Genomic DNA, 23886 nt, shown 5'->3' with positions numbered 1-23886 from the left:
TCCCCGCAAGCTTGAGCGATCCCGGGCAAGCCCGGGATCGCCAGGAGAGGAGAGCGCGCTTGCCAGTGTCCCGGTGCTTCCGCAAACACCCTGAAAGGGCTGGGGCTTCGCCCTTTGGCGGGGTGCGCGGGGCAAAGCGCTGAGAGGGGTTCCAGGGCTCCGCCTTGGAACCGCGACATGTCTTGACCTTTCGGATCCATAATTTTCGATGGGCAGCCTTCAAATCCAAAATGTTTTTATGGTCGTTCCGACAAATCATTTAATCGCAATCGGCGACCAGTAGAAAATGTCAGATCGTTGTTTTTCAAAAAACGCAAACTCGTACCTAAGTCGAGATGAAGGATTTCACGGAACTGGGTGCGCTACCCCATTGTCACGGACACGATGCGCCGCTCGTCGCGGAGTCGAGCGGCGGCCCCGCACTCATCGTCGGGCTGCTGCTGTTCCTCGGGCTGGGAGCGGGCGTCTACAGCTACACCGTGCGGAACGCAGCATGAGGGGAGGCGCCTCAGGGCGCGGGGGCGGTCACCGTGAGCATCGGCAGCGTGATGGCGAGTGCGCCGCTTGGCGGCCTGTCGGTGCCCAGCGTCAGGCAGGCCGCGAGGCCGAGACACAGGGCGAGACCGAGGAGCGAGGTCTCGAAGCCGCGGTAGAGCCAATCCATGGCGGTCCCCTTGCACGAGGCACCGCCAGAATGCGCCGGTCGGGTTAACGGATCGGTGTGCGGCGTCACCAGCCGGAGGCGACGAGGGCGGCCCCGGCGGCGATCAGAGCGACCCCGGTCCAGGCGGCGAGGCTGAGCGTTTCGCCGAGCAGGCTCGTCCCGAGGATCGCCACAAGCACGACGCTGAGCTTGTCGAGGGGCGCGACCCGGGCGGCATCGCCCAGCGACAGCGCCCGGAAGTAGCACAGCCAGGACGCCCCGGTGGCGAGCCCGGACAGGATCAGGAACACGAGGCTGCGGCCGGAAATCTGCGCCAGCCCGCTCGCCTGCCCGGAGGCGACGACGATCAGGCCGGCGAAGATCAGGATGACCGCCGTGCGCACGAGGGTCGCGACGTCCGACGGGACGCCCGACACGCCGAGCTTGGCGAGGATCGCGGTGAGCGCCGCGAACCCCGCGGCGGCGAGCGCCCAGAAGCGCCAGGATTGCAGCAGGTGGCTCACGGGCTTTCAGAGAGCGCCGCTATGCAGCGTGCCCTTACGCTGAGCCCCGGGTGGCATTCGGCTGATCCTGCATGCGCCCGGAAGAAGGCGGCGCGATTCATTCTGCGCCGCCCTTTCCCGAACAGGTTGAGCGTCACCGGAACCTGATCTGGGATCCCGCACACCTTCCACGAAGCGGCCCTCCGCCCCCGCACCTCACAGCAGCTTGTCGACCGTGATCGGCAGATGACGCACCCGCTTGCCGGTGGCGTGGAACACCGCGTTGGTAATCGCCGCCGCGGTGCCGACGATGCCGATCTCGCCGAGGCCCTTTACGCCCAGCGGATTCGCCTTGTCCTCCTCGTCCACGAAGATCACGTCGATGTCGTAGATGTCGGCGTTCACCGGCACATGGTACTCGCCGAGATTGTGGTTCATGAACCGGCCGATCCGGTGGTCGAGCATCGACTCCTCCTCCAGCGCCGAGCCGATCCCCATCACCACGCCGCCGAGGATCTGGCTGCGCGCCGTCTTCGGGTTCAGGATCTTGCCGGCCGCGATCGCCGAGACGATGCGTGTGACCCGAACCTGCCCGAGTTCCTCGTCGACCTTCACCTCGGCGAAGATCGCCGAATGAGTGTAGGCCTCGTAGGCCTGATTGAAGTCCTTGTCCGGGCCGGCTTCCTCGACCGCCTCGACCTTGTCGACGCCTGCCGCCTGCAGCACCTCCACCAGGGCAACGCTGCGGCCCGGATCGCCGGCGACCGCAATGCGGCCGTCCGCGAACACCGCCCGATCGAAATCGACATTGGCGAGCGGCGAGTGTTCCATCGCGCGGGCGAGCTTGAACACCTGTTCGCCGACGGTGCGGCAGGCCTTCATCACGGCGGTGCCCGAGGAAGCCGCCGTCCATGAGCCGCCCGCGACCGGAGCCTCGGGCAGGCGGGTGTCGCCGAGCTTGGTGGTGACCGACTCCATCGGCAGGCCGAGCGTGTCGGCGGCGATCTGGGTCAGGATCGTGTAGGTGCCGGTGCCGATGTCGCCGGTGGAATTGCCGACCGTCAGGCGGCCATCCGGCGTCAGGGTCGCGATGGCGCTCGACTGCATCATCATCGATTCCCAGATGCCGGTGGCTACGCCCCAGCCGACCAGCTCCCGTCCCTCGCGAGTGGCACGCGGCTCGGGCTTACGCTTCGCCCAGCCGAAGCGTTCGGCGCCGAGCGCGAAGCAGCGGCGCAGCTCCTTCGAGCCGAACGGCTTGCCTTCGGCGGTGGCGTCGGATTCGGCGTAGTTCTTCAGCCGCAGCGCGATCGGGTCCATCCCGATCGCGTAGGCGAGTTCGTCCATGGCGGTTTCGATGGCGAACACGCCGGTGACCGCGCCGGGGGCGCGCATGTCGCCCGGCGTCGGCGTGTCGAGCTTCACCAGCCGGTAGCCGAGGGCGACGTTGTCGCATTTGTACAGGACGCCCGACCAGTTGACGACGACCTCCTGGTAATCCTCGTACTGCGAGGTGCCCTGGACGGCGTCGTGCCGCAGAGCCGTCAGCGTTCCGTCCGGCTCGGCGCCGAGCGCGATCGTCTGCAGCGCCTCGGACCGGTAGGTGAAGCTCCACATCTGGTCGCGGGTCAGGGTCACGCGGACGGAGCGCTTCAGCTCCTGCGCGGCCAGCATCGCCAGGAACAGCTGGTACTGCGGGCGCAGGCCCGAGCCGAAGCCGCCGCCGAGATAGGGGTTGAGCACCCGCACCTGATCGGGCTTCAAGCCGAAGACGTTGGTGAGATACTGGTGGCTGTTCGAGACGCCCTGGATCTTGTCGTAGACCGTGTAGGTCCCGTCCTGCTCCACAACGACGGTGGAGGCATGCGGCTCCATCGGGTTGTGGTGCTCGTCGGCGAGGCTGTAGGCGCCCTGCACGCGGATCGGTGCGCTGTCGAAAGCCGCGTCGGCGTCGCCCCAGGGCTTCGGCGGCGGCTTGATGCCCTGGCGCTTGCCCGGCGGGTCGTAGGCGGTGCCGCGCAGAGCCCCCAGGTCGGTCCCCGGCTCCTGCGCCGCGTAGGTCACGTGGACCAGTGATGCGGCGTAGCGCGCCCTTTCGAAATCCTCGGCCACCACCAGGGCGACCGGCTGGCCGCTAAAAGCGATCAGGTCGTCGTAGAGGGCGCGGAACGGCGAGCCGGGGGGCGCCACCTGATCCTGGAAGTTCTTGTCCCGCCACGCAGTGCGCGGCCGATTTTCGTGGGTGAGCACCTTGAGGACGCCCGGCACCGCCTCGGCCTTGGTCGCGTCGATCGCCACGATCCGGCCCTTGGCGATGGCGCTCGACACCACGTACCCATAGGCAAGGTTGGGGGCGGCGAACTCGCCCGCGTATTTGGCGAGGCCGGTAACCTTGGCGGGGCCGTCGATGCGGCTGCGCGGGGTGCCCACGAAGGTGTCGCGGCCGGTGGAGCTGAAGGTCTGGGTCATGGCGGGCCTACTGGATGCGCTTGTCGCTGAGCGACTGGGGCGTGCCGGCAGCGGCCTGTTCGAGGCCGCGCACAATGGCTCGCCGGGCGAGATCGATCTTGAAGCCGTTCTCCGATTGCGGCTTCGCCTCGGACACGATCAGGTCGGCCGCCGCCTGGAAGCTCTCGCGCGTGGCGGGCTTGCCTTCGAGCAGGGCCTCGGCCTCGCGGTTGCGCCAGGGCTTGTGGGCGACGCCGCCGAGCGCGAGGCGCGCGGTCTGCACCCGGTCGCCGTCGAGCTCCAGGGCCGCCGCCACCGAGACCAGCGCGAAGGCGTAGGACAGGCGATCGCGCAGCTTCAGGTAGGTGTAGTGCTGCGGAAAGCGGCTCTCCGGCAGGTCGACCGCGACGATGATCTCGCCGAGGGCGAGATTGGTGTCGGTCTCGGGCGCGTCGCCCGGCAGGCGGTGGAACTCCGAGAACGGGATCGAGCGGTCGCCCTGCGGCCCGCTCACCTGCACGGTGGCCTCCAGGGCGGCCAGCGCGATGCACATGTCGGAGGGATGGGTGGCGATGCAGTTCTCGCTCGTCCCGAAGATCGCGTGGATGCGGTTCATCCCGCCGATCGCCGGGCAGCCGGAGCCGGGCTCGCGCTTGTTGCAGGCGGTGGCCGTGTCGTAAAAGTAGTAGCAGCGGGTCCGCTGGAGCAGGTTGCCGCCGGTCGAGGCCGCGTTACGCAGCTGCGCCGAAGCGCCGGCCAGGATGGCGTTGCGCAGCAACGGATAGCGCTCAGCGACGCGGTCGTCGTAGGCCACCTTCGCGTTGGTGGCGAGCGCTCCGATCCGCAGGCCGTTCCCGTGAGCCTCGATCCTGTCGAGGGGCAGGCGGGTGATGTCGATCAGCCGGCCCGGCTTCTCGACGTCGTACTTCATCAAGTCGATCAGGTTGGTGCCGCCCGCGATGAAGCGGGCACCCGCCCCAAAAGCCTGCACCGCCTCCGCCACTGTGCCGGCGCGGACGTAATCGAAGCGGTTCATCGGGCGCCTCCCTGCATGACGTCCTCGATGGCGTCGACGATGTTGGTGTAGGCGCCGCAGCGGCAGATGTTCCCGCTCATCGCCTCGCGGATCTCATCGCGGGTGTGGGCGTGGCCCTCGTTCATCAGGCCCACCGACGAGCAGAGCTGGCCCGGAGTGCAGTAGCCGCACTGGAAGGCGTCGTGCTCGATGAACGCCTCCTGGATCGGGTGGAGGGCGTTGCTGCCCGCCCGGTCGCCGAGGCCGGCGAGGCCTTCCACCGTGGTGATCTCGGCGCCGTCCTTCATCACGGCGAGGGTCAGGCAAGAATTGACCCGGGTGCCATTCACCAGGACCGTGCAGGCGCCGCACTGTCCGTGGTCGCAGCCCTTCTTGGTGCCGGTGAGATCGAGCCGTTCGCGCAGCAGATCGAGCAGCGTGGTCCACGGGGCGACCTGCAATTCGCGCCGTTGCCCGTTGATCGTGAGCATGATGCCAATGGGCGTATCCGCCGACACGGGCGGCTGGTTCTCAAGGCGCATGGTGTGTCCATGGTGCGGGGCGGCGGGTTCTGTCGATAACCGTTCCAATCTGCGCCCGTTCCGGGGCAGCGATTCTCGGTCTCGGATCGGACGCCTGTGGCTGTGGATTCGTGGGGACGCGGTGTCGCTCTGCGACGTCTTCGTGTGCTGGATCCCGGATGAGGTTCCGTTTCGCTCCACCTGTCCGGGCAAGGCGACAGTGCAACATGAAGCGCGACGCCCCCTCCCGGGCGCATGCAGCGCCAGCGGAATGCGACCCGGGATCCAGCACGAGACGCGCCGCGCAGCGGCTCCAGATCCAATCCATCGGCCGCCCGACATTGCCGCCCGCACCCCGCCTCGGCTAACCCTCGTCCCGCGAGAAAACCCCGGAGCCCCCGATGGCCGCGCTCGACGCGATCCTCAACGACATCGACGCCGATCTGGAGAACGCCCTGGAGCGGCTGTTCGCCTTCCTGCGGATCCCGTCGATCTCCACCGATCCGGCCTTCGCCGGCCCGTGCCGGGAGGCCGCCGCCTGGCTGGCCCAGGATCTCACTGCGCTGGGCTTCGAGACCTCCGTGGAGGAGACGTCGCTCCACCCGGTGGTGCTGGCCCACAAGCCGAAGCCCGGGGCGCCGCACGTCCTGTTCTACGGCCATTACGACGTGCAGCCGGTCGATCCCCTCGACCTCTGGACGACGCCACCCTTCGAGCCGCACATCGCCGACGACGGACAGGGCGGAAAAAAGATCGTCGGGCGTGGCGCCTCCGACGACAAGGGTCAGGTGATGACCTTCGTGGAGGCCTGCCGGGCCCATATTGCCATGAGCGGTGAGCTGCCCTGCGGCGTGACGATCCTGATCGAGGGCGCGGAGGAAAGCGGATCGCAGGGCCTGCCCGAATGGGTCGCGGCCAATCGCGAGAAACTCGGCTGCGACGTGGTTCTGGTCTGCGACACCACCATGTGGAACCGCACCACCCCGGCCATCACCTCGTCGCTGCGCGGCCTCGCGTATTTCGAGGTGACGGTCACCTGCGCCGACCGCGACCTGCATTCGGGCTTCTTCGGCGGCGCGGCGCGCAACCCGATCCACGTGCTGTCCAAGATCATCGCCGACCTGCACGATGACGACGGGCGGGTCACGATCCCGGGCTTCTACGAGGGCGTACACGAGCGCCCGCCGGAGGTTCTGGAGCAGTGGCGCGGCCTCGGCCTCACGCCCGAGACGCTGCTCGGTCCGATCGGCCTGAAGGAGCCCGCGGGCGAGCGCGGCCGGCTGCCGATCGAGCTGGTGCAGTCGCGCCCCTCCTGCGACGCCAACGGCATCATCGGCGGCTACACGGGCGAGGGCACCAAGACCGTGATCGCCTCCACGGCCTCGGCCAAGGTCTCGTTCCGCCTCGTGGACGATCAGGACCCGAAGCGCCTGGCCGAGACGTTCGAGGCCTTCGTGCGGGCACGGATCCCTGCCGATTGCAGGGTCGAGGTCATCACCTACAAGGGTTCGCGGGCGATCACCCTGCCGTTCGACATGCCGCAGCTCGGCGCCGCCAAGGCCGCGCTCGCCGAGGAATGGGGCGTGCCGGCCGTGACCGTGGGGGCCGGCGGCTCGATCCCGATCGTGGGCGATTTCAAGCGGATCCTCGGGCGCGACACCCTGCTGATCGGCTTCGGCCTCGACGACGACCGGATCCACTCGCCCAACGAGAAGTACGATCTGACGAGCTTCCACAAGGGCACGCGCTCCTGGGCGCGGATCCTCACGGCCCTCGGCCAGGGCTAAGGCCTCAGCGCGCCGTCGCCCGCATCTTCGCGTCGATCCAGGCCCAGAGGGCCCGGATCTCCTCGGCGGCCGGGCCGCCGGGCGCGTATTCCGTCACACCGAGGCCTGTCGCCAGGGCGTCCTGGTGGTCGACCCGGTGGATGATGCTCGGCTCCGCCAGCACGCCCAGCCCGTGCAACTGCTCGGCATAGGCGCTGGTGCGTGGCGAAGGCAGCGGCGGACACTGGTTCAGCACCAGGGCCAGCCGCCCGCGCAGGCCGAGGCCGACCAGCGCCTTGAGCGTCGGGCGCGCCGCCACGATGTCGAGCCGCGAGGGCCGCACCGGCAGCAGCGCGAAATCGGCCGCCTTCAGGGCCGGCGCCAGCCCCGCGGAGCTACCGGCGGTGTCGAGGACGGCGAGCGTCGTGCCCTGCTCGGCCAGTTGGTCCAGGATCGCCGGGAGCTGCCCGATCTCCCAGGGCTGGACCCGATCGACCGCGACGGATCGCTCCGTCCGGAGGGCGCCCCAGCCCGCCAGTGAGTTCTGCGGGTCGAGATCGAGCGCGGCCACGCGCTCGCCCGCCTCCGCGGCGGCGACCGCCAGGGAAGCGGCCAGCGTCGTCTTGCCGGTGCCACCCTTCTGGACGGCGATCGCGAGGATCCGCAGCGGCCGAACGGCTGGCTGGGCCGAGGTCTCGGGCTCGATCCCGGATCCTTCAGGATCCATGCATCCCACCTGTCGATCGCCTGTGTTTCGGACGTGCCATCGCGGAACCGCCGCCTCCATCCACCGGATTTTGGCAGCCGTGTCCCGGAGCCCGAACTGCGGCCCCGGCTCGGCGACTCGCGCACGCGCGATCCCGCTTCGATGATGGTATTCCGGACTTCATGACGACGAGACTGTGAACACCCTGAGGCCGGCGGCCGGCCCTCGGATCGAATCAAGAGCGTGGAAAGAGAAGCGCCCGGGTCGAGACCGGCAGAACATCAATCCCAGCCCGACCGCGATCTTTTTGAAGACCGTGACCCGCGCTCACGGAACCTCGGTGACCTGACCATCGCAGCACCGATACTGATTGGGCTATAACGTCATCGATGCAAGTTCGTCAACCCGCTCAACCAATACGCAATACATTCTAAATCAAATTCCAAGTTAATTATTGAGCCAAGCATCTTACTTATCCAAAAGATTTATATTATCCAAAGATCGTGAAAACGAGTACGGCCACAAAATCTAGGGGATGCATCTGATGTGTTGACGAGAACGTATGTGTCAGCAGCCGCGGTTGCGGATCACCGCTGCACGTTGCGATCGAACCGGGTCCGACTGCATCCGGATGATCTACGGCCGCTTGGGCCGCCCCCTTTCCGGCACGCCATGACCGACCTCTCGCACGACCCGGACTTCTTCGCCGTGCTCACCGGCAGCTACGCGCGGCGTCTGGGCACGCCGCTGGTGCCCGAAGGGGCGGCCGCGGCGTGGCTCTACGGGCAGGCGCCGTTCGCGGTCCTGGCCCATGACGGAGGCGCGGATCCGCGCTTCGTCTACGCCAACCAGGCCGCACAGGTCTGTTTCGGATACAGCCGCGAGGAACTCGTCGGCCTGCCCTCGCGGCTCTCGGCGGAAGCGCCCGAGCGCGCCGAGCGCCAGCGGCTGCTCGATGCCGTAACCCGGGACGGATTCACCCGCGGCTATCGCGGCCTGCGCATCGCCAAGGACGGACGGCGCTTCTGGATCGAGCGAGCGGTGGTCTGGCAGCTCGATCGCAACGGCGTGACGGTTGGGCAGGCGGCGACGTTTTCCGAGTGGCGCGACGCGTAACGGGATCGCCCCTCGGAACCCGCCCGGCGCGCTACCGCAAGGATATCGCGGCGCTTTGCGCGGTCGTGATTAACTTGCCCTGCTCCCTCTTGTCGGCCCGGCAATCCTGCCGCTCGCAATAGCCGTCCGCCTCGGTCACGATCGGGGCGGACGCCTGATAGGCGGCGATGTAGCGCTTGATGGCGCCATCGGGCTCCGGCATCGCGGGTGGCTGCGCCGTCGCGGCTTCCGCCTTCGCAATCTCGACGCGCCTATCGTAGAGCCCGTAGAGGCCATGGATGACGCGCTCACGGCCCGTCGGGCCTGTCTTCATGTTGACCCAGCTCCGATAGCGGCTGAGCTATTCCTGTGCCCGCAGGGTGCGGTTGAGGAGTACGACATAGGCGTTGAGCTTGCGGATCGTAGCCTGTTCGAGGCTCACGCCGGGCTTGTCCGTGTGCTGGGCCGGTGCCGGCATCTGCGTGAGAACCGGCGAGCCGGCGAGTAGCGCGGTCAGGATCACCCAGGTCGTCGCTTTCATGGGCCGGTTGCGTCCCCCCGATTCGTGCGACCGGTTTAGCCGGCCAGCGACTTAGGGACCACGATTCGACGCCGGAACGTGGATTCCGACCCTGCGTTTATGGAAGGCCGTCAGGCCCGCCCCTCGTGCACGGCGTGGCAGGCGACGCCGTCGAGCAGGGCCGGCACCTCGGTGCGGCAGCGGTCGTTCGCCAGCGGGCAGCGCGGGTTGAAGGTGCAGCCGGGGGGCGGATCGATCGGGTTCGGGATCTCACCGGAGACCGGCACCCGGGCGCGGCCGATATGGGCGAGGTCGGGCACCGCGTCGAGGAGCATCCGCGTGTAGGGATGGCGCGGCGTCGCGAACAGGTCCTTCGCCGAGGCGACCTCCACGAGGCGGCCGAGATACATCACCCCCACCCGGGTCGCCATGTGGCGGACCACGGCGAGGTTGTGGGAGATGAACAGGTAGGTCAGCCCCAGCCGGTCCTGCAGGTCGCGCATCAGGTTCAGGATCTGCGCCTGCACCGAGACGTCGAGCGCCGAGGTCGGCTCGTCGCCGACCAGAAACTCGGCCTGGCTGGCCAGCGCCCGGGCGATGGCGACCCGCTGCCGCTGGCCGCCTGAGAATTCGTGCGGGTACTTTTTTGAGTCATCCGCGTGAAGCCCGACGAGGCCGAGCAGCTCGCTGACCCGGGCGCGGATCGCCCCCTCGCCGTGGATCAGGTTGAAGGCCCGGATCGGCTCGGCGATAATCTTTCCGACCCGCCAGCGCGGGTTCATGGACGCGTAGGGATCCTGAAAGATCATCTGGATGCGCGCGCGCAGGCGTCGTCGGGCGGCGGCCTGGCGCGGGTCGGTCATCGACACGCCGGTGATCGTCACCTCGCCGGCCGAGGGCGGCAGCAGGCCGACCACCATCCGGGCCACGGTCGACTTGCCGGAGCCGGATTCGCCCACGATCGCGAAGGTCTCGCCCTTCTCGATCGCGAAGCCGACCCGGTCCACCGCGGTGAGGAATTTGCGCGGCTCGCGCTCGATCACCCGGTTGAGCCAGGGTTTCGAGACATCGAACAGCCGGCGCAGGTCGGTGACTTCGACGTAGGCGCTCACGCCGCTTGCTCCGCTGCATCGTAGAGGTGACAGGCGACCCGGCTCGCATCGACCGGGATCGGCTCCGGCCGCTCGACGCGGCACCGCGCAAACACCTTCGGGCAGCGCGGGTTGAAGGCGCAGCCCTGCGGGATGGCGGTGAGCCGCGGCATCGAGCCGGGGATCTGGCTGAGCCGGTCCGCCTCCTGCGACAGGGTCGGGATCGCCCCCATCAGGCCGACCGCATAAGGATGGTGGGGCTTCGCGATCACCGAGGCGACCGGGCCGATCTCGGCCACCCGCCCGGCATACATCACCGCAACCCGGTCGGCCGCCTCGGCAATGACGCCCATGTCGTGGGTCACCAGCATCACCGCGGTGCCGTGCTCGCGACAGAGGCGCTTGAGCAGGGTGATGATCTGGGCCTGGACCGAGACGTCCAAAGCCGTGGTCGGCTCGTCGGCGATGATCAGCTCCGGTTCGGCGGCGAGCGCGAGCGCGATCACCACCCGCTGGCGCATGCCGCCGGAGAATTCGTGCGGGTAGCCGTCGATCCGCCGCTCGGGCGCCGGGATGCCAACCTCGGCGAGCAGATCGATGGCGCGGGTGCGGGCGGCCCGGCCCGACAGGTCGGTGTGGGTGCGCAGGGTCTCGACGATCTGGTCGCCGACCCGGAACAGCGGATCGAGCGAGGTCAGCGGATCCTGGAAGATCATGCCGATGCGCCGGCCCCGCACCCGCCGCATCGCTTCGGATGAAAGGTTGTCGATGCGCGCGCCGCGCAAGTGGATCTCGCCGCCGGCGATCCGGCCCGGCCGGTCGATCAGCCCGATCACCGCCGAACCGGTCACCGACTTGCCCGCGCCGGACTCGCCGACGACGCCCAGGATCTCGCCGCGGCCGATGTCGAACGACACTCGGTCGATGGCGGTGAGCGGCCCGCGGCGGGTGTCGAACGCGACCGTAAGGTCGCGCACGGAAAGGATGGTTTCGGTCATGATGTCTGGACCTGCCACGCGCCCTCCCTCCCCCCTCTGCGGGGGAGGGTGGCCCCTGCGTCAGCAGGGGTCTGGAGAGGGGAGCCCGGGTTCCGGAAGAGGCGCTGCTGGCATGAAGGCCTCAGCCCGATTCTGCACCGTCGCTCCCCTCTCCCGACCCGCTTCGCGGGCCACCCTCCCCCGGAGAGGGGGGAGGGAGACGCGGCGGTGGCCGGCTCGCACTTGATCACATCCACCATCATTGCAGCTTCGGATTGAGCGCGTCGCGCAGCCAATCCCCCAGAAGGTTGATGGCGATGACCAGCCCGGCGAGCGCCACGCCCGGGAAGGCGACGATCCACCACTCGCCGGAGAACAGGAACCGGTTGCCGGTGCGGATCAGCGTGCCGAGCGACGGCATGGTCTCGGGCAGGCCGGTGCCGAGGAACGACAGGGTCGCCTCGGTGATGATCGCGAGCGCCAGGTTGATCGTCGCGATCACGAAAACCGGCCCGGTGACGTTCGGCAGGACGTGGCGCACCAGGATCACCGGCGGCGACAGGCCGATCAGCCGGGCCGCCTGGACGTAATCCTTGCCCTTCTCGACCAGCACGGAGGAGCGCACGGTCCGGGCGTACTGCACCCAGAAGGACAGGCCGATCGACACCACGATCAGCCCGATCAGCGGTCCGACATCCAGCGCGCTGCCAAAACTCGCCTTGGCGACGCCATCCACCACCAGGGCGATCAGGATCGCCGGGAAGGTGAGCTGCACGTCGGCGATCCGCATGATCAGCGTGTCGACGGCCCCGCCCGCGTAGCCGGCGATCAGGCCGAGCGCGATGCCGAGCACCCCGGAGGTCAGCACGCCGAGCACGCCGACGATCAGCGACAGCCGCAGGCCGTACAACACCGCCGAGAGCACGTCCCGGCCCTGGTCGTCGGTGCCGAGATAGTAGGGTGCCTGACCGTCCGCCTGCCAGATCGGCGGCAGGTTGGAGTTGATCAGGTCGAGCTGGGCCGGGTCGTAGGGGTTCTGGGGGGCGATCCAGGGCGACGCGAAGGCGAGGCCGACCATCAGCACCGTGACGATCAGCGCCGCCATGGCGGTCTTCGAGCGCAAAAAGTTCGCCAGTAGGTCGGAATCGCGCCAGCGCGCGAGCCGGGAGGGCGCCGCCTCGGCCAGGGGGACCGGCGGGGCATCGCCCGCGTCGAGGTCGTATCCGCTCATCGGCCGACCCTCACGTCGTGTCCGCGCGGGAAACTCAGGGCGGCAGCCACCGTCCTTGCGAGCGGAGCGAAGCGATGACGGCAACACAGGACACGACAGTCTTGCACCACCGAGCTTGGCAGGCGCGACCGGCCCCCTCTCCCGTGCGGGAGAGGGTTGGGGTGAGGGACGAGAAAGCTCAGGATCGAGCGCGCTATCGATGCGCCGACACGGCGCGCCGCGTTCGGAAAGTTCTCATCCCTCACCCGGCTTTCTGCGAAAGCAGACCTCTCCCGCACGGGAGAGGGGACCCGCGCCTCATGCGAGGATGGCAGCACTGTCGTGTACCGTGGGACGGCGCGGGTCTGGCGAGCGGTGCGATGAGTCATGTCCGGTCTCACGCCGCCCGCCCGGTCGGGAGCCGCAGCCGCGGGTCGACCACCGTGTAGAGGATGTCGACCACCAGATTGATGGTCACGAAGATCAGCGCGACCAGCAGCAGATACGCCGACATGATCGGGATATCGACGTTCTGCACGGCCTGGACGAACAGCAGGCCCATGCCGGGCCACTGGAACACCGTCTCGGTGATGATCGAGAAGGCGATGACCGAGCCAAGCTGCAGCCCCGCGATGGTGATCACCGGCACCAGCGTGTTCTTCAGAGCGTGGCGCAGGTGGACGGCCCGGGTGGTGAGCCCCCGGGCGCGGGCGAAGCGGATGTAGTCGGTGCGCAGCACCTCCAGCATCTCGGCGCGCACCAGCCGCATGATCAACGTCATCTGAAACAGGCCGAGCGTCACCGAGGGCAGGATCAGCGCCTTGAGCCCGGAGGCGGTGAGGAAGCCGGTGGTCCACCAGCCGAGCCGCACGGTGTCGCCGCGCCCGTAGGAGGGGAGCCAGCCGAGCGTCACCGAGAACAGGTAGATCAGCAGAATGCCGATCAGGAAGGTCGGCAGGCTGATCCCGATCAGCGAGACCGCCTGGAACAGCCCGGCGAGCCAGGAATCCCGGAAGAGCGCGCAGTACACGCCCATCAGGATGCCCACCACCAGGGCGAAGACCGTGGCGCAGAAAGCGAGCTCCAGCGTCGCCGGCATGCGCTCGGCCAAAAGCTGCGAGACCGGCTGCCGGAACTGGTACGAGATGCCGAACCGGCCCCGCACCACGTTGCCGGCGTAGCGGGCGAACTGGACCAGCACCGGATCGTCGAGGCCGAGGTCCGTTCGGATCTGAGCCCGCTCGGCCACGGTGGTGTCGGGGCCGACGATCTGGTTCACGGGATCGCCCGCGAACCGGAACATCGCGAAGGCGATGAGCCCGACGACCGCGAGGACCGCGGCCGCCTGGATCACCCGGCGCAGCAGGAAGGCGAGCACGCCGCGCCCCTACTGCGGGTCCTTCGAGACCCAGTAGAGCAGGAGCAGGTTGTCGGCACGCTGGGTCAGGTGGACCTTCTTCGAGACGCCCCAGGCCAGTGCCTGCTGGTGCAGCGGGATGTAGCCCCAATCGGTATTGAGGACATCGAACCCGTCCTTGATCAGCGCGTCGCGCTTGGTCTTGTCGGTCTCGGCCTCGACCTGGTCGGCGATGGTGTCGATCTTCGGGTCGCAATAGCCGGCGAGATTCCAGCTGCCGCGGCCGGACTTGTCGCCGGGCTTCCGGCAGCCGACGATCTCGTAGAGGATGTTGTGGCTGTCCAGCGAGGACGGGGTCCAGCCGAGCAGGTAGAACGAGGTGTCGTAGTTCGGCGCCAGGACCTTGGCGAAGTACTTGGCCTTCGGCTGGGCGTTGAGGTTCACCTTGACGTTGATGCGGGCCAGCATCGAGACCACCGCCTGACAGATCGCCTCATCGTTGACGTAGCGGTCGTTCGGGCAATCCATGGTCAGCGAGAACCCATCCGGATAGCCGGCTTCAGCCATCAGCGCCTTGGCCTTCTTGAGGTCGGTTGCCGGGCGCTTGAACTCGGCGCCGCGGTCGTAGAGGCTCGGGGCGATCATCAGCGCGGAGGGCACCGCCTGCCCGCGCATGACGCGCTTGGCGATCGTGTCCTCGTCGATGGCGAGGTAGAAGGCCTCGCGCACCTTGATGTCCCTGAACGGATTCTTGCCCTTGACGCTCGAATCCTTCAGCTCGTCCCGATCCTGGTCCATGCCGAGGAAGATCGTGCGCAGTTCAGGCCCGGCCATTACGATGGCGGTGCCGCTGGCATTGACCCGCTGCTGGTCCTGCAGCGGCACGGGATCGATCCAGTCGACTTCGCCGGAGAGCAGCGCAGCGACGCGGGTGGCCGGGTTGGCGATGGTGGTGAGGATCGCCTCGTCGAGGTTCGACTCGACCTTGCCCCAGTAGCCATCGAACTTCTTGAACACGGTCTTCACGCCGGGCTGGTGCTCGGCGATCACGAACGGGCCGGTGCCGTTCTCGTGCAGGGTGGCGTAGCTCGGGCTGGTGGCGTTGGGTGCCGTCGGCTGGACGACGCCGTTCTTCTCGGACCACGCCTTCGACATGATCAGCCAGGTCGGGAACTGAGCGATGGCGATGGGGTTCGGCTTCTTCAGCACCATGTCGACGGTGAAATCGTCGACCTTCACGAATTCCGCGTCGGCGAGAACGTTGGTGGTGAAGTTCGAGCCGGAGGCCCGGACCCGCTGGGCGGAGAACAGCACGTCGTCGGCGGTAAAGGGCGAGCCGTCGTGGAACTTGACGTTCTTGCGCAGATGGAAGCGCCAGCGGGTGGGCTCGGGGGTCTCCCAGGATTCGGCCAGGCCGGGGGCGAATTTCAGGTTCTTGTCGAGGGTGACGAGGGACTCGTAGGCCGCCTGCTGCATCCCTTCCGTGAAGCTCTCCTTGAGGGAGTACGGATCCAACGATTTCAGATCGCCCTGGAAGGCGAAGCGGAACACGTTGGCGGCCTGCGCGGGCAGCGCGAACGCCAGGGTCGCGACCGCACCCACGGACACGCCGCGGGCGAGGGTCTTCAGGGCTGAGCGGGACAAGCGGATCTCCGGAACCGTGAAAGTTGAGCGCAGGCCGTTCCGCGGAAGCGGTGGCTGAGGCTTAGCCCCGGCACCGCGCGTCGGCAAACGGCGCGACCGCTGCGCCCACAGCAAGGTTCGGACCAGGGGGATTGGTTGAGGGACCAATCTCGGCGGTCTCGGAGGCGTGGCGGAGATTTTTGGCCGAAGAATCAAGCGCAAAGCGTCGAGCGCATCCCCCTCTCCCCGCGTGCGGGGAGAGGCCCGCACGGACCTCGTCGTCCGTGCGGGAAGCGAGAGGCGAAGCCGGAGCGGAGGTGAGGGGGCGGTTCTGGAAGAGGCTCCTCCGTTCGAGCTTCCTCACCTTCGGCTGCCGCCTCGCTCCGGCGACGACAAGGTCGCCGGAGCCCTCTCCCCGCAAGCGGGGCGAGGGGAATCCAGCTGCGCGCCCGCGGCTCACTCCGCCGCCACCCGGGCCGGCTCGTGCCGCGCCTCCGCCGCCTCCCCTGCCGCCACGGCCTTCCGCCGGAACAGGCGCATCACCACCACGAAGAACACCGGCACGAAGAACACCGCCAGCACGGTGGCGGTGATCATGCCGCCCATCACGCCGGTGCCGATCGCCTGCTGGCTCTTCGAGGCGGCGCCGGTGGCGATGGCCAGCGGCACCACGCCGAAGATGAAGGCCAGCGAGGTCATCACGATCGGCCGGAACCGGAGGGTCGCCGCATCGATCGCGGCCCGCACCACCGAGGTTCCGGGGGTCCAGAGGTCGCGCGCAAATTCCACGATCAGGATCGCGTTCTTGGCCGAGAGCCCGATGATCGTGATCAGACCGATCTTGAAGTACACGTCGTTGGGCAGGCCGCGCAGGTGCACCGCCGCCACGGCGCCGATCACCCCGAGCGGGATCACCAGCAGAACCGAGACCGGAATCGCCCAGCTCTCGTAGAGCGCCGCAAGGCACAGGAACACGATCAGCACCGAGAGGGCCAGCAGCAGGGTCGCCTGGCTGCCGGCCTGCTTCTCCTGGTAGGACTGGCCCGTCCAGGCGTAGCCGAAACCCTTGGGCAATTGGAGCATTAGCCGCTCCATCTCGGCGATGGCGTCGCCCGAGGTGTAGCCGGGGTTCGGCTCGCCGGTGAAGCGCACCGACTGGTAGCCGTTGAAGCCGACGATCTGGCTCGGCCCCATGCCCCATTTCAGCTCCGCGAAGGACGACATCGGCACCATCGTCCCCGTGGCGTTCTTCACTGCGTAGTTGAGGATGTCCGACGCGGTCATGCGCTGGAGCTGCTCGGCCTGCACGTAGACCCGCTGCATCTTGCCCCGGTTGGGGAAGTCGTTCGGGTAGACCGAGCCGAGGTTGAGCTGGATCGTGGCGTTGATGTCCTCGAACTTCACGCCGAGCGCAGCCGCCTTCTCGCGGTCGATCACCAGCTCTGCCTGCGGGGTCGGCGGCAGGCCCTCGATCTTGACCTTCTGGAGGATCGGGCTTTGCGTCGCCAGCTTCAGGAGTTGCTCCTGGGCCGACAGCAGAGCCGCGTAGCCGCGATTGGCCCGATCCTGAAGGCGGAACGAGAAGCCCGCCGCGTTGCCGAGGTTGTCCACCGGCGGTGGTTCCTGGGCGTCCACGGTGGCGTCGCGGTAGGTGCTGAGCGCCGTGTTGGTGGCGGCCACCAGGGCGGCGGCCGAGTTCTTGGCGTCGCGCTCGCCCCAGGGCTTGAGGGTGACGAAGGCCTGACTGGTGCTGGGCGCCTGGCCGGAGAACGAGAAGCCGTTGAGCATCGTCACGGTGGCGACGCCCGGCTGCGCCAGCAGGTACTCCTCGACCTTGCGGACCGCCACCTGGGTGCGGTTGTAGGAGGCGCCCGGCGGGGTCTGGATGTCGACCGTGAAGAAGCCCTGATCCTCAACCGGCAAAAAACCCTCCGGCAGTTGCACGAAGGCGTAGGCCGTGCCGGCCACCAGCGCGAGGTAGACCAGCATCACCCGGCCGGACTTGCGGATGAACGCCGCGGTGCCACGGCCGTAGCGGGCGGTCTCCCGGTCCACGAACCGGTTGAACATCCCGAACACGCCGCCCTTGGCGTGGCCGTGGCCCTTCTCGATCGGCTTCAGGAAGGTCGCGCAGAGCGCCGGCGTCAGCGACAAGGCCAGCAGCGCCGAGAAGCCGATGGAGGTCACCATCGCGATCGAGAACTGCCGGTAGATGATGCCCACCGAGCCGGGGAAGAACGCCATAGGGATAAACACCGCCACCAGCACCAGGGTGATGCCGATGATCGCGCCGGTGATCTGCCTCATGGCCTTCTTGGTGGCCTCCTTGGGGGGCAGCCCCTCCTCGTTCATGATCCGCTCGACGTTCTCCACCACCACGATGGCGTCGTCGACCAGGATGCCGATGGCCAGCACCATGCCGAACATGGTGAGCACATTTACCGAGAAGCCCGAGATCCACATCACCGTGACGGTGCCCATCAGGGCGATCGGCACCACGATGGTGGGGATCAGGGTATAGCGGATGTTCTGCAGGAACAGGAACATCACGAGGAAGACCAGCACCACCGCCTCGACCAGCGTGTGCAGCACCTTCTCGATGGAGGCCTCCACCGCCGGGGTGATGTCGTAGGGGATGTCCCACTTCAGGTCCGGCGGGAAGAACTGGGACAGCTCCACCATCTTGGCGCGGATGGCCCTGGCGGTCTCCAGCGCGTTGCCGTCGGGGGCGAGCGTCACCGAGATGCCGGCGGCCGGGCCGCCGTTGAGGCGCGTGGAGAACTGGTAGGCGTCGCCGCCGAGCTCGATCCGGGCGACGTCGCGCAGGCGCACGGTCGAGCCGTCGGAATTGGCCCGCAGCACCACGGCGCCGAACTCCTCGATCGTGCCGAGCTGGCCCTTCACGATGATCGGCACGGTGAGCGCCTGCCGGGTCGGGCTCGGCTGCGCGCCGACCGAGCCGGAGGCGACCTGGACGTTCTGGTTGCGGATCGCGTCGGTCACGTCGGAGGCGTTGAGCGACAGGCCGCGCAGCTTGTCGGGATCGACCCAGACCCGGAGCGAGCGCTCGGTGGAGTACAGCGTCGCGCGCCCGACGCCGGGGATGCGCCGGATCTCGTTGATGACGTTGCGGATCAGGAAGTCGCCCAGCCCCACCTCGTCCATCGACCCGTCCTTGGAGACGAGGGTGATGATGTTGAGGGTGGCGGCCGAGGCCTCCTCCACCAGGATGCCCTGCTGGCGCACCTCGGCGGGCAGGCGCGCTTCGACACGCTTCAGCCGGTTCTGGACCTCCACGGAGGCGAGCGCCGGGTCGGTGCCGGGCTGGAAGGTGGCGGTGATGTTGACCGAGCCGAACGAATCAGTGGTCGACTCGAAGTTCATGATGTTGGCGGCGCCATTCAGCTCATCCTCGATGAGCCGGGTCGTGCCGACGTAGAGGCTCTCCACCGAGGCCCCCGGATAGGCCGTCGACAACGCGATGGAGGGCGGCGCGATCACCGGATACTGCGCCACCGGCAGGTTCGGGATGGCGAGCGCGCCGCCGAGGCAGATGAACAACGCCACCACCCAGGCGAAGACCGGGCGATCGATGAAGAAGCGGGCCATGGTCGGGGTCTCCCGGGCTCAGTGGCGCTGCTGGGCGGCGGCCCGCGGGGTGACCTCCGCCTTGTCGCCAGAACTCTGGTCACCCTGCGCGTCGGGTGCCTCGTCGGCATCGTGCTTCGGGCCGGTCTCGCCATGGACCGGACTCTGGTCGAGGGGCTTCACCTTGGCGCCCACGGTGATCTTCTGGAACCCGTCGATCACGACGCGCTCGCCGGCCTTGAGGCCCGAGCGGATCAGCCAGTTCTGGCCGACCACCGGCCCGACTTCGACGGGCTGGCGCATCACGGTCTGGTCGGCACGCACGATCCAGACCTCGGCGCGGCCGTCATCGGTGCGCTGGATCGCCTGCTGCGGCACCGCGATGGCGTCGGAATCGATGCCCTGCTTGATCCGCGCCCGGACATACATGCCGGGGAAGAGTTCATCGTGCGGGTTCGGGAACTGCACACGCAGGGTCACCTGCCCGGTGCTCGGATCGGCTGTGACGTCCGAGAACAGCAGGCGGCCGGCCAGCGGGTAGAGCGAATTGTCGTCCATGATCAGGTGGACGTTGGCGGTGTTGTCCTCCAGCCGCGCCAGTTCGCCGCTGGCGAGGTCCCGGCGCAGGCGGTTCAACTCGCCGACCGATTGGGTGATGTCGACGTAGATCGGGTCGAGCTGCTGGATCGTGGCGAGCGCTCCCATGGCGCCGGGCTCGATCAGCGTGCCCTCGGTGAGCAGCGCCCGCCCGATGCGGCCGGTGATCGGCGCGCGCACGTCGGTCCAATCGAGGTTGAGCTGCGCCTTCTGGCGGCTCGCCTTGGCGCCGGCCACCTCGGCCTCGGCCTGCTTCTTGCCCGCGTAGGCGGCGTCGTACTGGGCTTGGCTCGCCGTGGCGCGGGAAAGCAGCTGCTCCAGCCGGTCGGCCTGCTGGCGGGCGAGCACCAGGGCGGCCTCCTGGCGGGCCAACGCCGCCTCGGCGCTGGCAAGCTCGACCTCGTAGGGCGCGGGGTCGATCTTGTAGAGAATATCGCCTTCCTTGACCATGCTGCCCTGCTCGAACAGGCGCTTGACCACGAGGCCGGAAACCCGGGAGCGGACCTCGGCGATCCGCATCGGTGCGACGCGGCCGGGCAGATCGCGCAGATAGGGAATCGCCTGGGGCTCCACTTTGACGAAGCCGACCTCCGGCACGGGCGGCGTCGGCGCGGCGGCCTGCTTCGGGTTGCAGGCCGCGAGGCCGAGCAGCAGCAGGACAGCCGGTGCGCGGAACGGGGACAGGGTTCTGGCGGACAAAGTGCGGGTCACGGTTACCGACGCTCCTGAAAGCATGCGTCTGCTGAGGCTGGCGCGGAGCATGGGCCCGCGCATCGTCGAATCGGATCACGGGACCGGTCACGCGGCCGGCCCGGAAGATCAGGACAGGCACAACCCACATCGGCCGTCGGGCCGGGGGCGTGCGTCAGGCCAGCCGTGGGGGCCGGTGCAGCGAGCCATCCGGCGCGGAGGCCGGCACGGCGTCGGACCTGTAATCGAACGATGCGGAGACAGTGTGACGAGGCCACAGCGCCTCAACCGGCGGTCGCGGCAGCCCCAGTTCGGTGATGATCTCGCAGTCAGCAGCGCAGAGATCGGTGCGGCTCAGCCCCAAGTGCTCGGCCTCGGGCTGCGCATCCGGTGTGCCCGACAGGACCGCCATCCGGGCGCCCGTGACGGCGCAGGCCGGACCTTCGGCATGCGCCGCGGCTTCGGCCGGCACGGCGACGCAGGCCGCAGCCGCGAGGACAAGCAACGCCACCAGGGCGAGGCCCCGGGCGAGGCGGTCCGGCGAGCCCGCGACGCGGCGGGCCAGAAGGGCGACGGATCGGATCACGAAGCTGAGATAAGCATGGCCGTCGCTCGGTGCAATCACCCATGGCGTCGCGCCGACCGGCCCCTGTTGCGCGAACGCAACGGCTACGCCCGGAAGCGCCCTCTCTGACGGTCCGGCCTCAACCTTGCCGCGAAGTCGAGGCGGGTTCAGCGCATGACCGAGCGGCCGCCGCCAAGGCCTGCGCCGCGATCACAGAGGGATGGACACCATGTCGAGACGGATCGCGATGCTTGCGCTCGCAGGCGCCCTGCTGGGAGGCACGCCCGCTTCCGCCGGCCCGATGGACAGCGGGCCGCTCGCGGATTTCTTGAACGTCTTCCGCAGCCAGGCGATCCCGCGCGAGACGATCGGCTGGAACAGCACCGAGAAGCCCGGCACCATCGTGATCTCCACCCGCCAACGCCGGCTCTATTACATCCTCGGCAACAGCGAAGCGATCCGCTACGGCGTCGGCGTGGGCCGTCAGGGCTTCTCATGGTCCGGTACCAAGACCGTGACGATGAAGAAGGAATGGCCGGCTTGGCGCCCGCCGCAGCAGATGCTGGCCCGCCGCCCGGACCTGCCGCGCTACATGGCCGGCGGCCAGGACAACCCGCTGGGCGCCCGCGCCCTCTATCTCGGCTCCTCGCTCTACCGGATCCACGGCTCGAACGAGCCCGAGACCATGGGCGCAGCGGTCTCCTCCGGCTGCATCCGCATGACCAACAAGGATGTGGTCGATCTCTATGACCGGGTCCGCGTCGGCACCAAAGTGGTCGTACGCGACTGATGTGCGAGCGCAGGAAGTTTGTCGGCAGGAGCGGGTAATGTGTCGGCCTGGGCGCGCGAAGTTTGTCGGCGCGCGTCCAGGCCAGCCTGATCATCGAGGTCCGGCCCCGAATGCGTGAGCGGGTTTCTTCGCGCCCGAGGCATTGAGCCCGCGCCGGACAAGCGCGACTATCATGCGGCCTTCCACGACCCGGCCAGAGTCGCGGCGTTCGAGGGTCACGGCATCAGAGCCTATTTGCGTGGCTCTTAGGTATCTGGGCGTTGGCTCCCGTGACCCTGGCCCGCAGGCCATACCTCAGGGCGGACCACTCCAGTGGTTCATCGCCGAGTTTCGTGGATCAGGCTGTGATCAAGAAGCGACGACGAAGGAGGTCGAGCTTTGCTCGACCATACATGGACCGTTTCAGCAGTTTGAGACGGTTGATCTGCCCTTCAGATTGTCCGCCGCTCCAAGGCGATTGCAACGCAGCGTGAACCGCGGCGCGATCCTGATCGAGGCTGTCGGCAAAACTCTCGACGACGCGTGTCCCGCATCGCTTCGCCTTATCGAGCCAGTGATCGAAGGCGGCTGCAGTCTCGGCCTTTGCGTGTCGGATGTCGCATTGGCCGCGGACAAGGCTGCAGAACTGGCGAGTAAGATCCACGACCCTGGCAGCTTCGTCGTCTTGAAGAACCCGCGTCACTGTCGCGGCTGCCTCGACGTTGAGAGCATGGGGTTCCTGCAGGAGCAGCCACAACAGGTGCTTGGGCGAAGGTAGTGGGGACGCGCTCGACGGCGCCGCGGATGGCGATGTCGGCCGTTGCCGAGCTGTCGTTTTCACCGGACGCGCGCGTCGTTCCTGGAGCCAGCGGCAAACCTGTTTCGGGGTGCCGGAGAACCCCAAATCCCGAAGCTCGCGCCACAGCTGCATGGCGTTTTCGCAGCCTTTGTTTAAGCGGGCTTTCAGGTGATCGAGGTGTGGATCGAGAATGCTCGACCCTGGTCCTCGTAGGCCATGCCTTGGGAAGCGTTCGGCGAAGGCGTACTTGCGGACCGTGGCGCGGGCGAGACCCGTTTCGCGATTGATGCGACAGAGTGAGTGTCCCGCTGCGCAACGACGGCGGACATCGTCATAGAGGATCTCCCATCGTGCAAACGCCGCAGCCCGCGTGAGCGCCTCGGCAGGCGCTCGCGGAAACGCCTTGGTACGGCGGCTCGATGCAGCCGTCGGTGCTGGTGACGGCAGTTGCTTGAGGCGTGGATGAACCCGAGCAAGCCAGCGTTCGATCATCTGCCACGTGTTGAGAAGCAGATGCCAACGATCGGCAACCTGAAGGGCATCGGGTGCTCCCATCGCGGTGCCACGTGCATACTCGGTCGAGCGGTCCCGCGCTACGACCCGGATCTGTGCCTCGCGTCGCAGCCATGCGGCAAGCGTTCCGGCCGAACGATCCGGCAGCAAATCGATCGGGCGACGGCGTTCAAGATCCACCACGACCGTTCCGTAGGTCCGGCCCTTACGCTTCGCCCAATCGTCTACGCCAATAATGTGCGGTGCAGGTCCGCTCGGTAACGGCAACGCACGGATGGTCCGCAACACGGTGGTGGCACTCGACGGCATGGACAGATGCGACAAAAGCCTGGCCGCAGGCTGTCCACCAAGCACATGCCCTGTTCGCGCTTGCGCCGTTGTGAGGCGGTGCGTGCGATGGGCGTAGCGCCGCAGCAGATGCGGAAACCGCTCGGCGAAGGTCAGTCGTCGACAGCCAGAGTGATGGCAATAGAAGCATCGGATCGTGAGCCGTAGCCGAACGATCTTTTCATTTGCCGGTAGATCGGCAGGCCGTCGCTGGTATCGACTATGGACAGCAGACTTGGACGTGCGGCAGGTCGGGCTGCAGGCGTGATCACGCCGACCTTCAGCGACGATGCAAAGATGACCGGGGTCAAGCCGCGTCACGTCGAGCATGCGGCAGCCGTGAAGATCGCAGAACAGGCTCATGCCAAGATCTGCGATCCACTCCCACCTTCGACCAGAGGGCATTCTCACAAAGCCTGATCCACGAAACTCGGCGATGAACCTCCGGCATCGTTTCACGCAAATAGTGCCGGACGATCTTGGCACTGAACGGTTTACCGATGAACGTCGCGCTCCCAGGCCGATCGCCCGGTTGGTGCTCGACCTGACCCGAAGCGACCACG

Annotated in this window: 20 protein-coding genes and 1 pseudogene; 4 read left to right on the top strand and 17 right to left on the bottom strand. The window is 67.8% G+C overall.

What is annotated here, in order from left to right; genetic code table 11:
• Positions 1-335: 335 nt before the first annotated feature.
• On the top strand, positions 336-497 hold the full coding sequence (locus tag OXS49_RS18675; protein ID WP_267426080.1) for a hypothetical protein: 162 nt from the start codon (positions 336-338) through the stop codon (positions 495-497).
• An 11-nt stretch (positions 498-508) separates the two neighbouring features.
• Here the strand turns inward: OXS49_RS18675 and OXS49_RS18670 are convergent, their stop codons facing one another.
• The 5 genes from OXS49_RS18670 to OXS49_RS18650 form a co-directional block, all read right to left on the bottom strand.
• On the bottom strand, positions 509-664 hold the full coding sequence (locus OXS49_RS18670) for a hypothetical protein (RefSeq protein WP_267358071.1): 156 nt from the start codon (positions 662-664) through the stop codon (positions 509-511).
• 65 nt (positions 665-729) lie between these two features.
• Positions 730-1167 carry an EamA family transporter gene (locus OXS49_RS18665; RefSeq protein WP_244001245.1) on the bottom strand — a complete coding sequence of 146 codons (438 nt, stop codon included), beginning with the start codon at positions 1165-1167 and terminating at the stop codon, positions 730-732.
• Between the two features lie 195 nt (positions 1168-1362).
• The gene (locus OXS49_RS18660; RefSeq protein ID WP_267426079.1) at positions 1363-3615 is read right to left on the bottom strand and encodes a xanthine dehydrogenase family protein molybdopterin-binding subunit; all 2253 of its coding nucleotides are present in this window, start codon (positions 3613-3615) and stop codon (positions 1363-1365) included.
• A gap of 7 nt (positions 3616-3622) precedes the next feature.
• Complete coding sequence (locus OXS49_RS18655; protein WP_267426078.1) at positions 3623-4630, bottom strand: xanthine dehydrogenase family protein subunit M; 1008 nt, start codon at positions 4628-4630, stop codon at positions 3623-3625.
• The gene (locus OXS49_RS18650) at positions 4627-5151 is read right to left on the bottom strand and encodes a (2Fe-2S)-binding protein (protein ID WP_267426077.1); all 525 of its coding nucleotides are present in this window, start codon (positions 5149-5151) and stop codon (positions 4627-4629) included. The genes OXS49_RS18655 and OXS49_RS18650 overlap by 4 nt, the downstream gene beginning before the upstream one ends.
• A gap of 380 nt (positions 5152-5531) precedes the next feature.
• On the opposite strand from OXS49_RS18650, the gene OXS49_RS18645 reads away from it, so the two are divergent.
• Positions 5532-6917 (top strand): M20/M25/M40 family metallo-hydrolase, encoded by a 1386-nt coding sequence (locus tag OXS49_RS18645; protein WP_244001237.1) that lies wholly within the window; start codon positions 5532-5534, stop codon positions 6915-6917.
• 4 nt (positions 6918-6921) lie between these two features.
• Here OXS49_RS18645 and OXS49_RS18640 read toward each other — a convergent pair whose 3' ends face one another.
• Positions 6922-7623: a ParA family protein gene (locus OXS49_RS18640; RefSeq protein WP_244001235.1), complete on the bottom strand. Its 702-nt coding sequence runs from the start codon at positions 7621-7623 to the stop codon at positions 6922-6924.
• 651 nt (positions 7624-8274) lie between these two features.
• Between OXS49_RS18640 and OXS49_RS18635 the strand changes: the two genes are divergently transcribed.
• A complete protein-coding gene (locus tag OXS49_RS18635; protein WP_267426076.1) occupies positions 8275-8718 on the top strand; it encodes an MEKHLA domain-containing protein in 444 nt (147 codons plus the stop codon).
• Between the two features lie 31 nt (positions 8719-8749).
• Here the strand turns inward: OXS49_RS18635 and OXS49_RS18630 are convergent.
• The 10 genes and pseudogenes from OXS49_RS18630 to OXS49_RS18585 form a co-directional block, all read right to left on the bottom strand.
• Positions 8750-9046: pseudogene (locus OXS49_RS18630) on the bottom strand (DUF3829 domain-containing protein); the annotation flags it as partial.
• Between the two features lie 12 nt (positions 9047-9058).
• Complete coding sequence (locus OXS49_RS18625) at positions 9059-9238, bottom strand: hypothetical protein (RefSeq protein ID WP_267426075.1); 180 nt, start codon at positions 9236-9238, stop codon at positions 9059-9061.
• Positions 9239-9348: 110 nt separating this feature from the next.
• The gene (locus tag OXS49_RS18620; RefSeq protein WP_267426074.1) at positions 9349-10329 is read right to left on the bottom strand and encodes an oligopeptide/dipeptide ABC transporter ATP-binding protein; all 981 of its coding nucleotides are present in this window, start codon (positions 10327-10329) and stop codon (positions 9349-9351) included.
• Positions 10326-11306 (bottom strand): ABC transporter ATP-binding protein, encoded by a 981-nt coding sequence (locus tag OXS49_RS18615; RefSeq protein ID WP_244001225.1) that lies wholly within the window; start codon positions 11304-11306, stop codon positions 10326-10328. Before OXS49_RS18615 ends, OXS49_RS18620 begins: the two co-directional genes overlap by 4 nt.
• Before the next feature lie 238 nt (positions 11307-11544).
• Positions 11545-12516 carry an ABC transporter permease gene (locus OXS49_RS18610; RefSeq protein ID WP_244002544.1) on the bottom strand — a complete coding sequence of 324 codons (972 nt, stop codon included), beginning with the start codon at positions 12514-12516 and terminating at the stop codon, positions 11545-11547.
• A gap of 376 nt (positions 12517-12892) precedes the next feature.
• Entirely contained in the window at positions 12893-13873 is a 981-nt protein-coding gene (locus OXS49_RS18605) for an ABC transporter permease (protein WP_267426071.1), read from the bottom strand.
• A gap of 9 nt (positions 13874-13882) precedes the next feature.
• Positions 13883-15496 carry an ABC transporter substrate-binding protein gene (locus tag OXS49_RS18600; protein ID WP_267426069.1) on the bottom strand — a complete coding sequence of 538 codons (1614 nt, stop codon included), beginning with the start codon at positions 15494-15496 and terminating at the stop codon, positions 13883-13885.
• A 435-nt stretch (positions 15497-15931) separates the two neighbouring features.
• Complete coding sequence (locus OXS49_RS18595; RefSeq protein WP_267426068.1) at positions 15932-19084, bottom strand: efflux RND transporter permease subunit; 3153 nt, start codon at positions 19082-19084, stop codon at positions 15932-15934.
• A gap of 18 nt (positions 19085-19102) precedes the next feature.
• Entirely contained in the window at positions 19103-20371 is a 1269-nt protein-coding gene (locus OXS49_RS18590) for an efflux RND transporter periplasmic adaptor subunit (protein WP_267426067.1), read from the bottom strand.
• Positions 20372-20525: 154 nt separating this feature from the next.
• The gene (locus tag OXS49_RS18585; protein WP_267426066.1) at positions 20526-20975 is read right to left on the bottom strand and encodes a hypothetical protein; all 450 of its coding nucleotides are present in this window, start codon (positions 20973-20975) and stop codon (positions 20526-20528) included.
• 169 nt (positions 20976-21144) lie between these two features.
• Between OXS49_RS18585 and OXS49_RS18580 the strand changes: the two genes are divergently transcribed.
• Positions 21145-21705: a L,D-transpeptidase gene (locus OXS49_RS18580; RefSeq protein ID WP_244002531.1), complete on the top strand. Its 561-nt coding sequence runs from the start codon at positions 21145-21147 to the stop codon at positions 21703-21705.
• A 337-nt stretch (positions 21706-22042) separates the two neighbouring features.
• On the opposite strand, the gene OXS49_RS18575 is transcribed toward OXS49_RS18580, so the two are convergent.
• Positions 22043-23686, bottom strand: coding sequence for an ISL3 family transposase (locus tag OXS49_RS18575; RefSeq protein ID WP_267426064.1), 1644 nt, complete (start codon positions 23684-23686; stop codon positions 22043-22045).
• Positions 23687-23886 lie beyond the last annotated feature (200 nt).

This window comes from Methylobacterium sp. GC_Met_2 (assembly GCF_026540795.1).
In the GTDB taxonomy this organism is placed as follows: Bacteria; Pseudomonadota; Alphaproteobacteria; order Rhizobiales; family Beijerinckiaceae; genus Methylobacterium.
This window is presented reverse-complemented; position numbering and strand designations above follow the sequence as displayed.

What these genes read in the sequence shown, in the direction of transcription:
- OXS49_RS18615 (WP_244001225.1), bottom strand. Translation starts at nt 11,306, where the DNA reads ATGACCGAAACCATCCTTTCCGTGCGCGACCTTACGGTCGCGTTCGAC.
- OXS49_RS18670 (WP_267358071.1), bottom strand. Translation starts at nt 664, where the DNA reads ATGGATTGGCTCTACCGCGGCTTCGAGACCTCGCTCCTCGGTCTCGCC.
- OXS49_RS18635 (WP_267426076.1), top strand. Translation starts at nt 8,275, where the DNA reads ATGACCGACCTCTCGCACGACCCGGACTTCTTCGCCGTGCTCACCGGC.
- OXS49_RS18580 (WP_244002531.1), top strand. Translation starts at nt 21,145, where the DNA reads ATGTCGAGACGGATCGCGATGCTTGCGCTCGCAGGCGCCCTGCTGGGA.
- OXS49_RS18655 (WP_267426078.1), bottom strand. Translation starts at nt 4,630, where the DNA reads ATGAACCGCTTCGATTACGTCCGCGCCGGCACAGTGGCGGAGGCGGTG.
- OXS49_RS18645 (WP_244001237.1), top strand. Translation starts at nt 5,532, where the DNA reads ATGGCCGCGCTCGACGCGATCCTCAACGACATCGACGCCGATCTGGAG.
- OXS49_RS18650 (WP_267426077.1), bottom strand. Translation starts at nt 5,151, where the DNA reads ATGCGCCTTGAGAACCAGCCGCCCGTGTCGGCGGATACGCCCATTGGC.
- OXS49_RS18660 (WP_267426079.1), bottom strand. Translation starts at nt 3,615, where the DNA reads ATGACCCAGACCTTCAGCTCCACCGGCCGCGACACCTTCGTGGGCACC.
- OXS49_RS18625 (WP_267426075.1), bottom strand. Translation starts at nt 9,238, where the DNA reads ATGAAAGCGACGACCTGGGTGATCCTGACCGCGCTACTCGCCGGCTCG.
- OXS49_RS18640 (WP_244001235.1), bottom strand. Translation starts at nt 7,623, where the DNA reads ATGGATCCTGAAGGATCCGGGATCGAGCCCGAGACCTCGGCCCAGCCA.
- OXS49_RS18575 (WP_267426064.1), bottom strand. Translation starts at nt 23,686, where the DNA reads ATGAGCCTGTTCTGCGATCTTCACGGCTGCCGCATGCTCGACGTGACG.
- OXS49_RS18595 (WP_267426068.1), bottom strand. Translation starts at nt 19,084, where the DNA reads ATGGCCCGCTTCTTCATCGATCGCCCGGTCTTCGCCTGGGTGGTGGCG.
- OXS49_RS18610 (WP_244002544.1), bottom strand. Translation starts at nt 12,516, where the DNA reads ATGAGCGGATACGACCTCGACGCGGGCGATGCCCCGCCGGTCCCCCTG.
- OXS49_RS18675 (WP_267426080.1), top strand. Translation starts at nt 336, where the DNA reads ATGAAGGATTTCACGGAACTGGGTGCGCTACCCCATTGTCACGGACAC.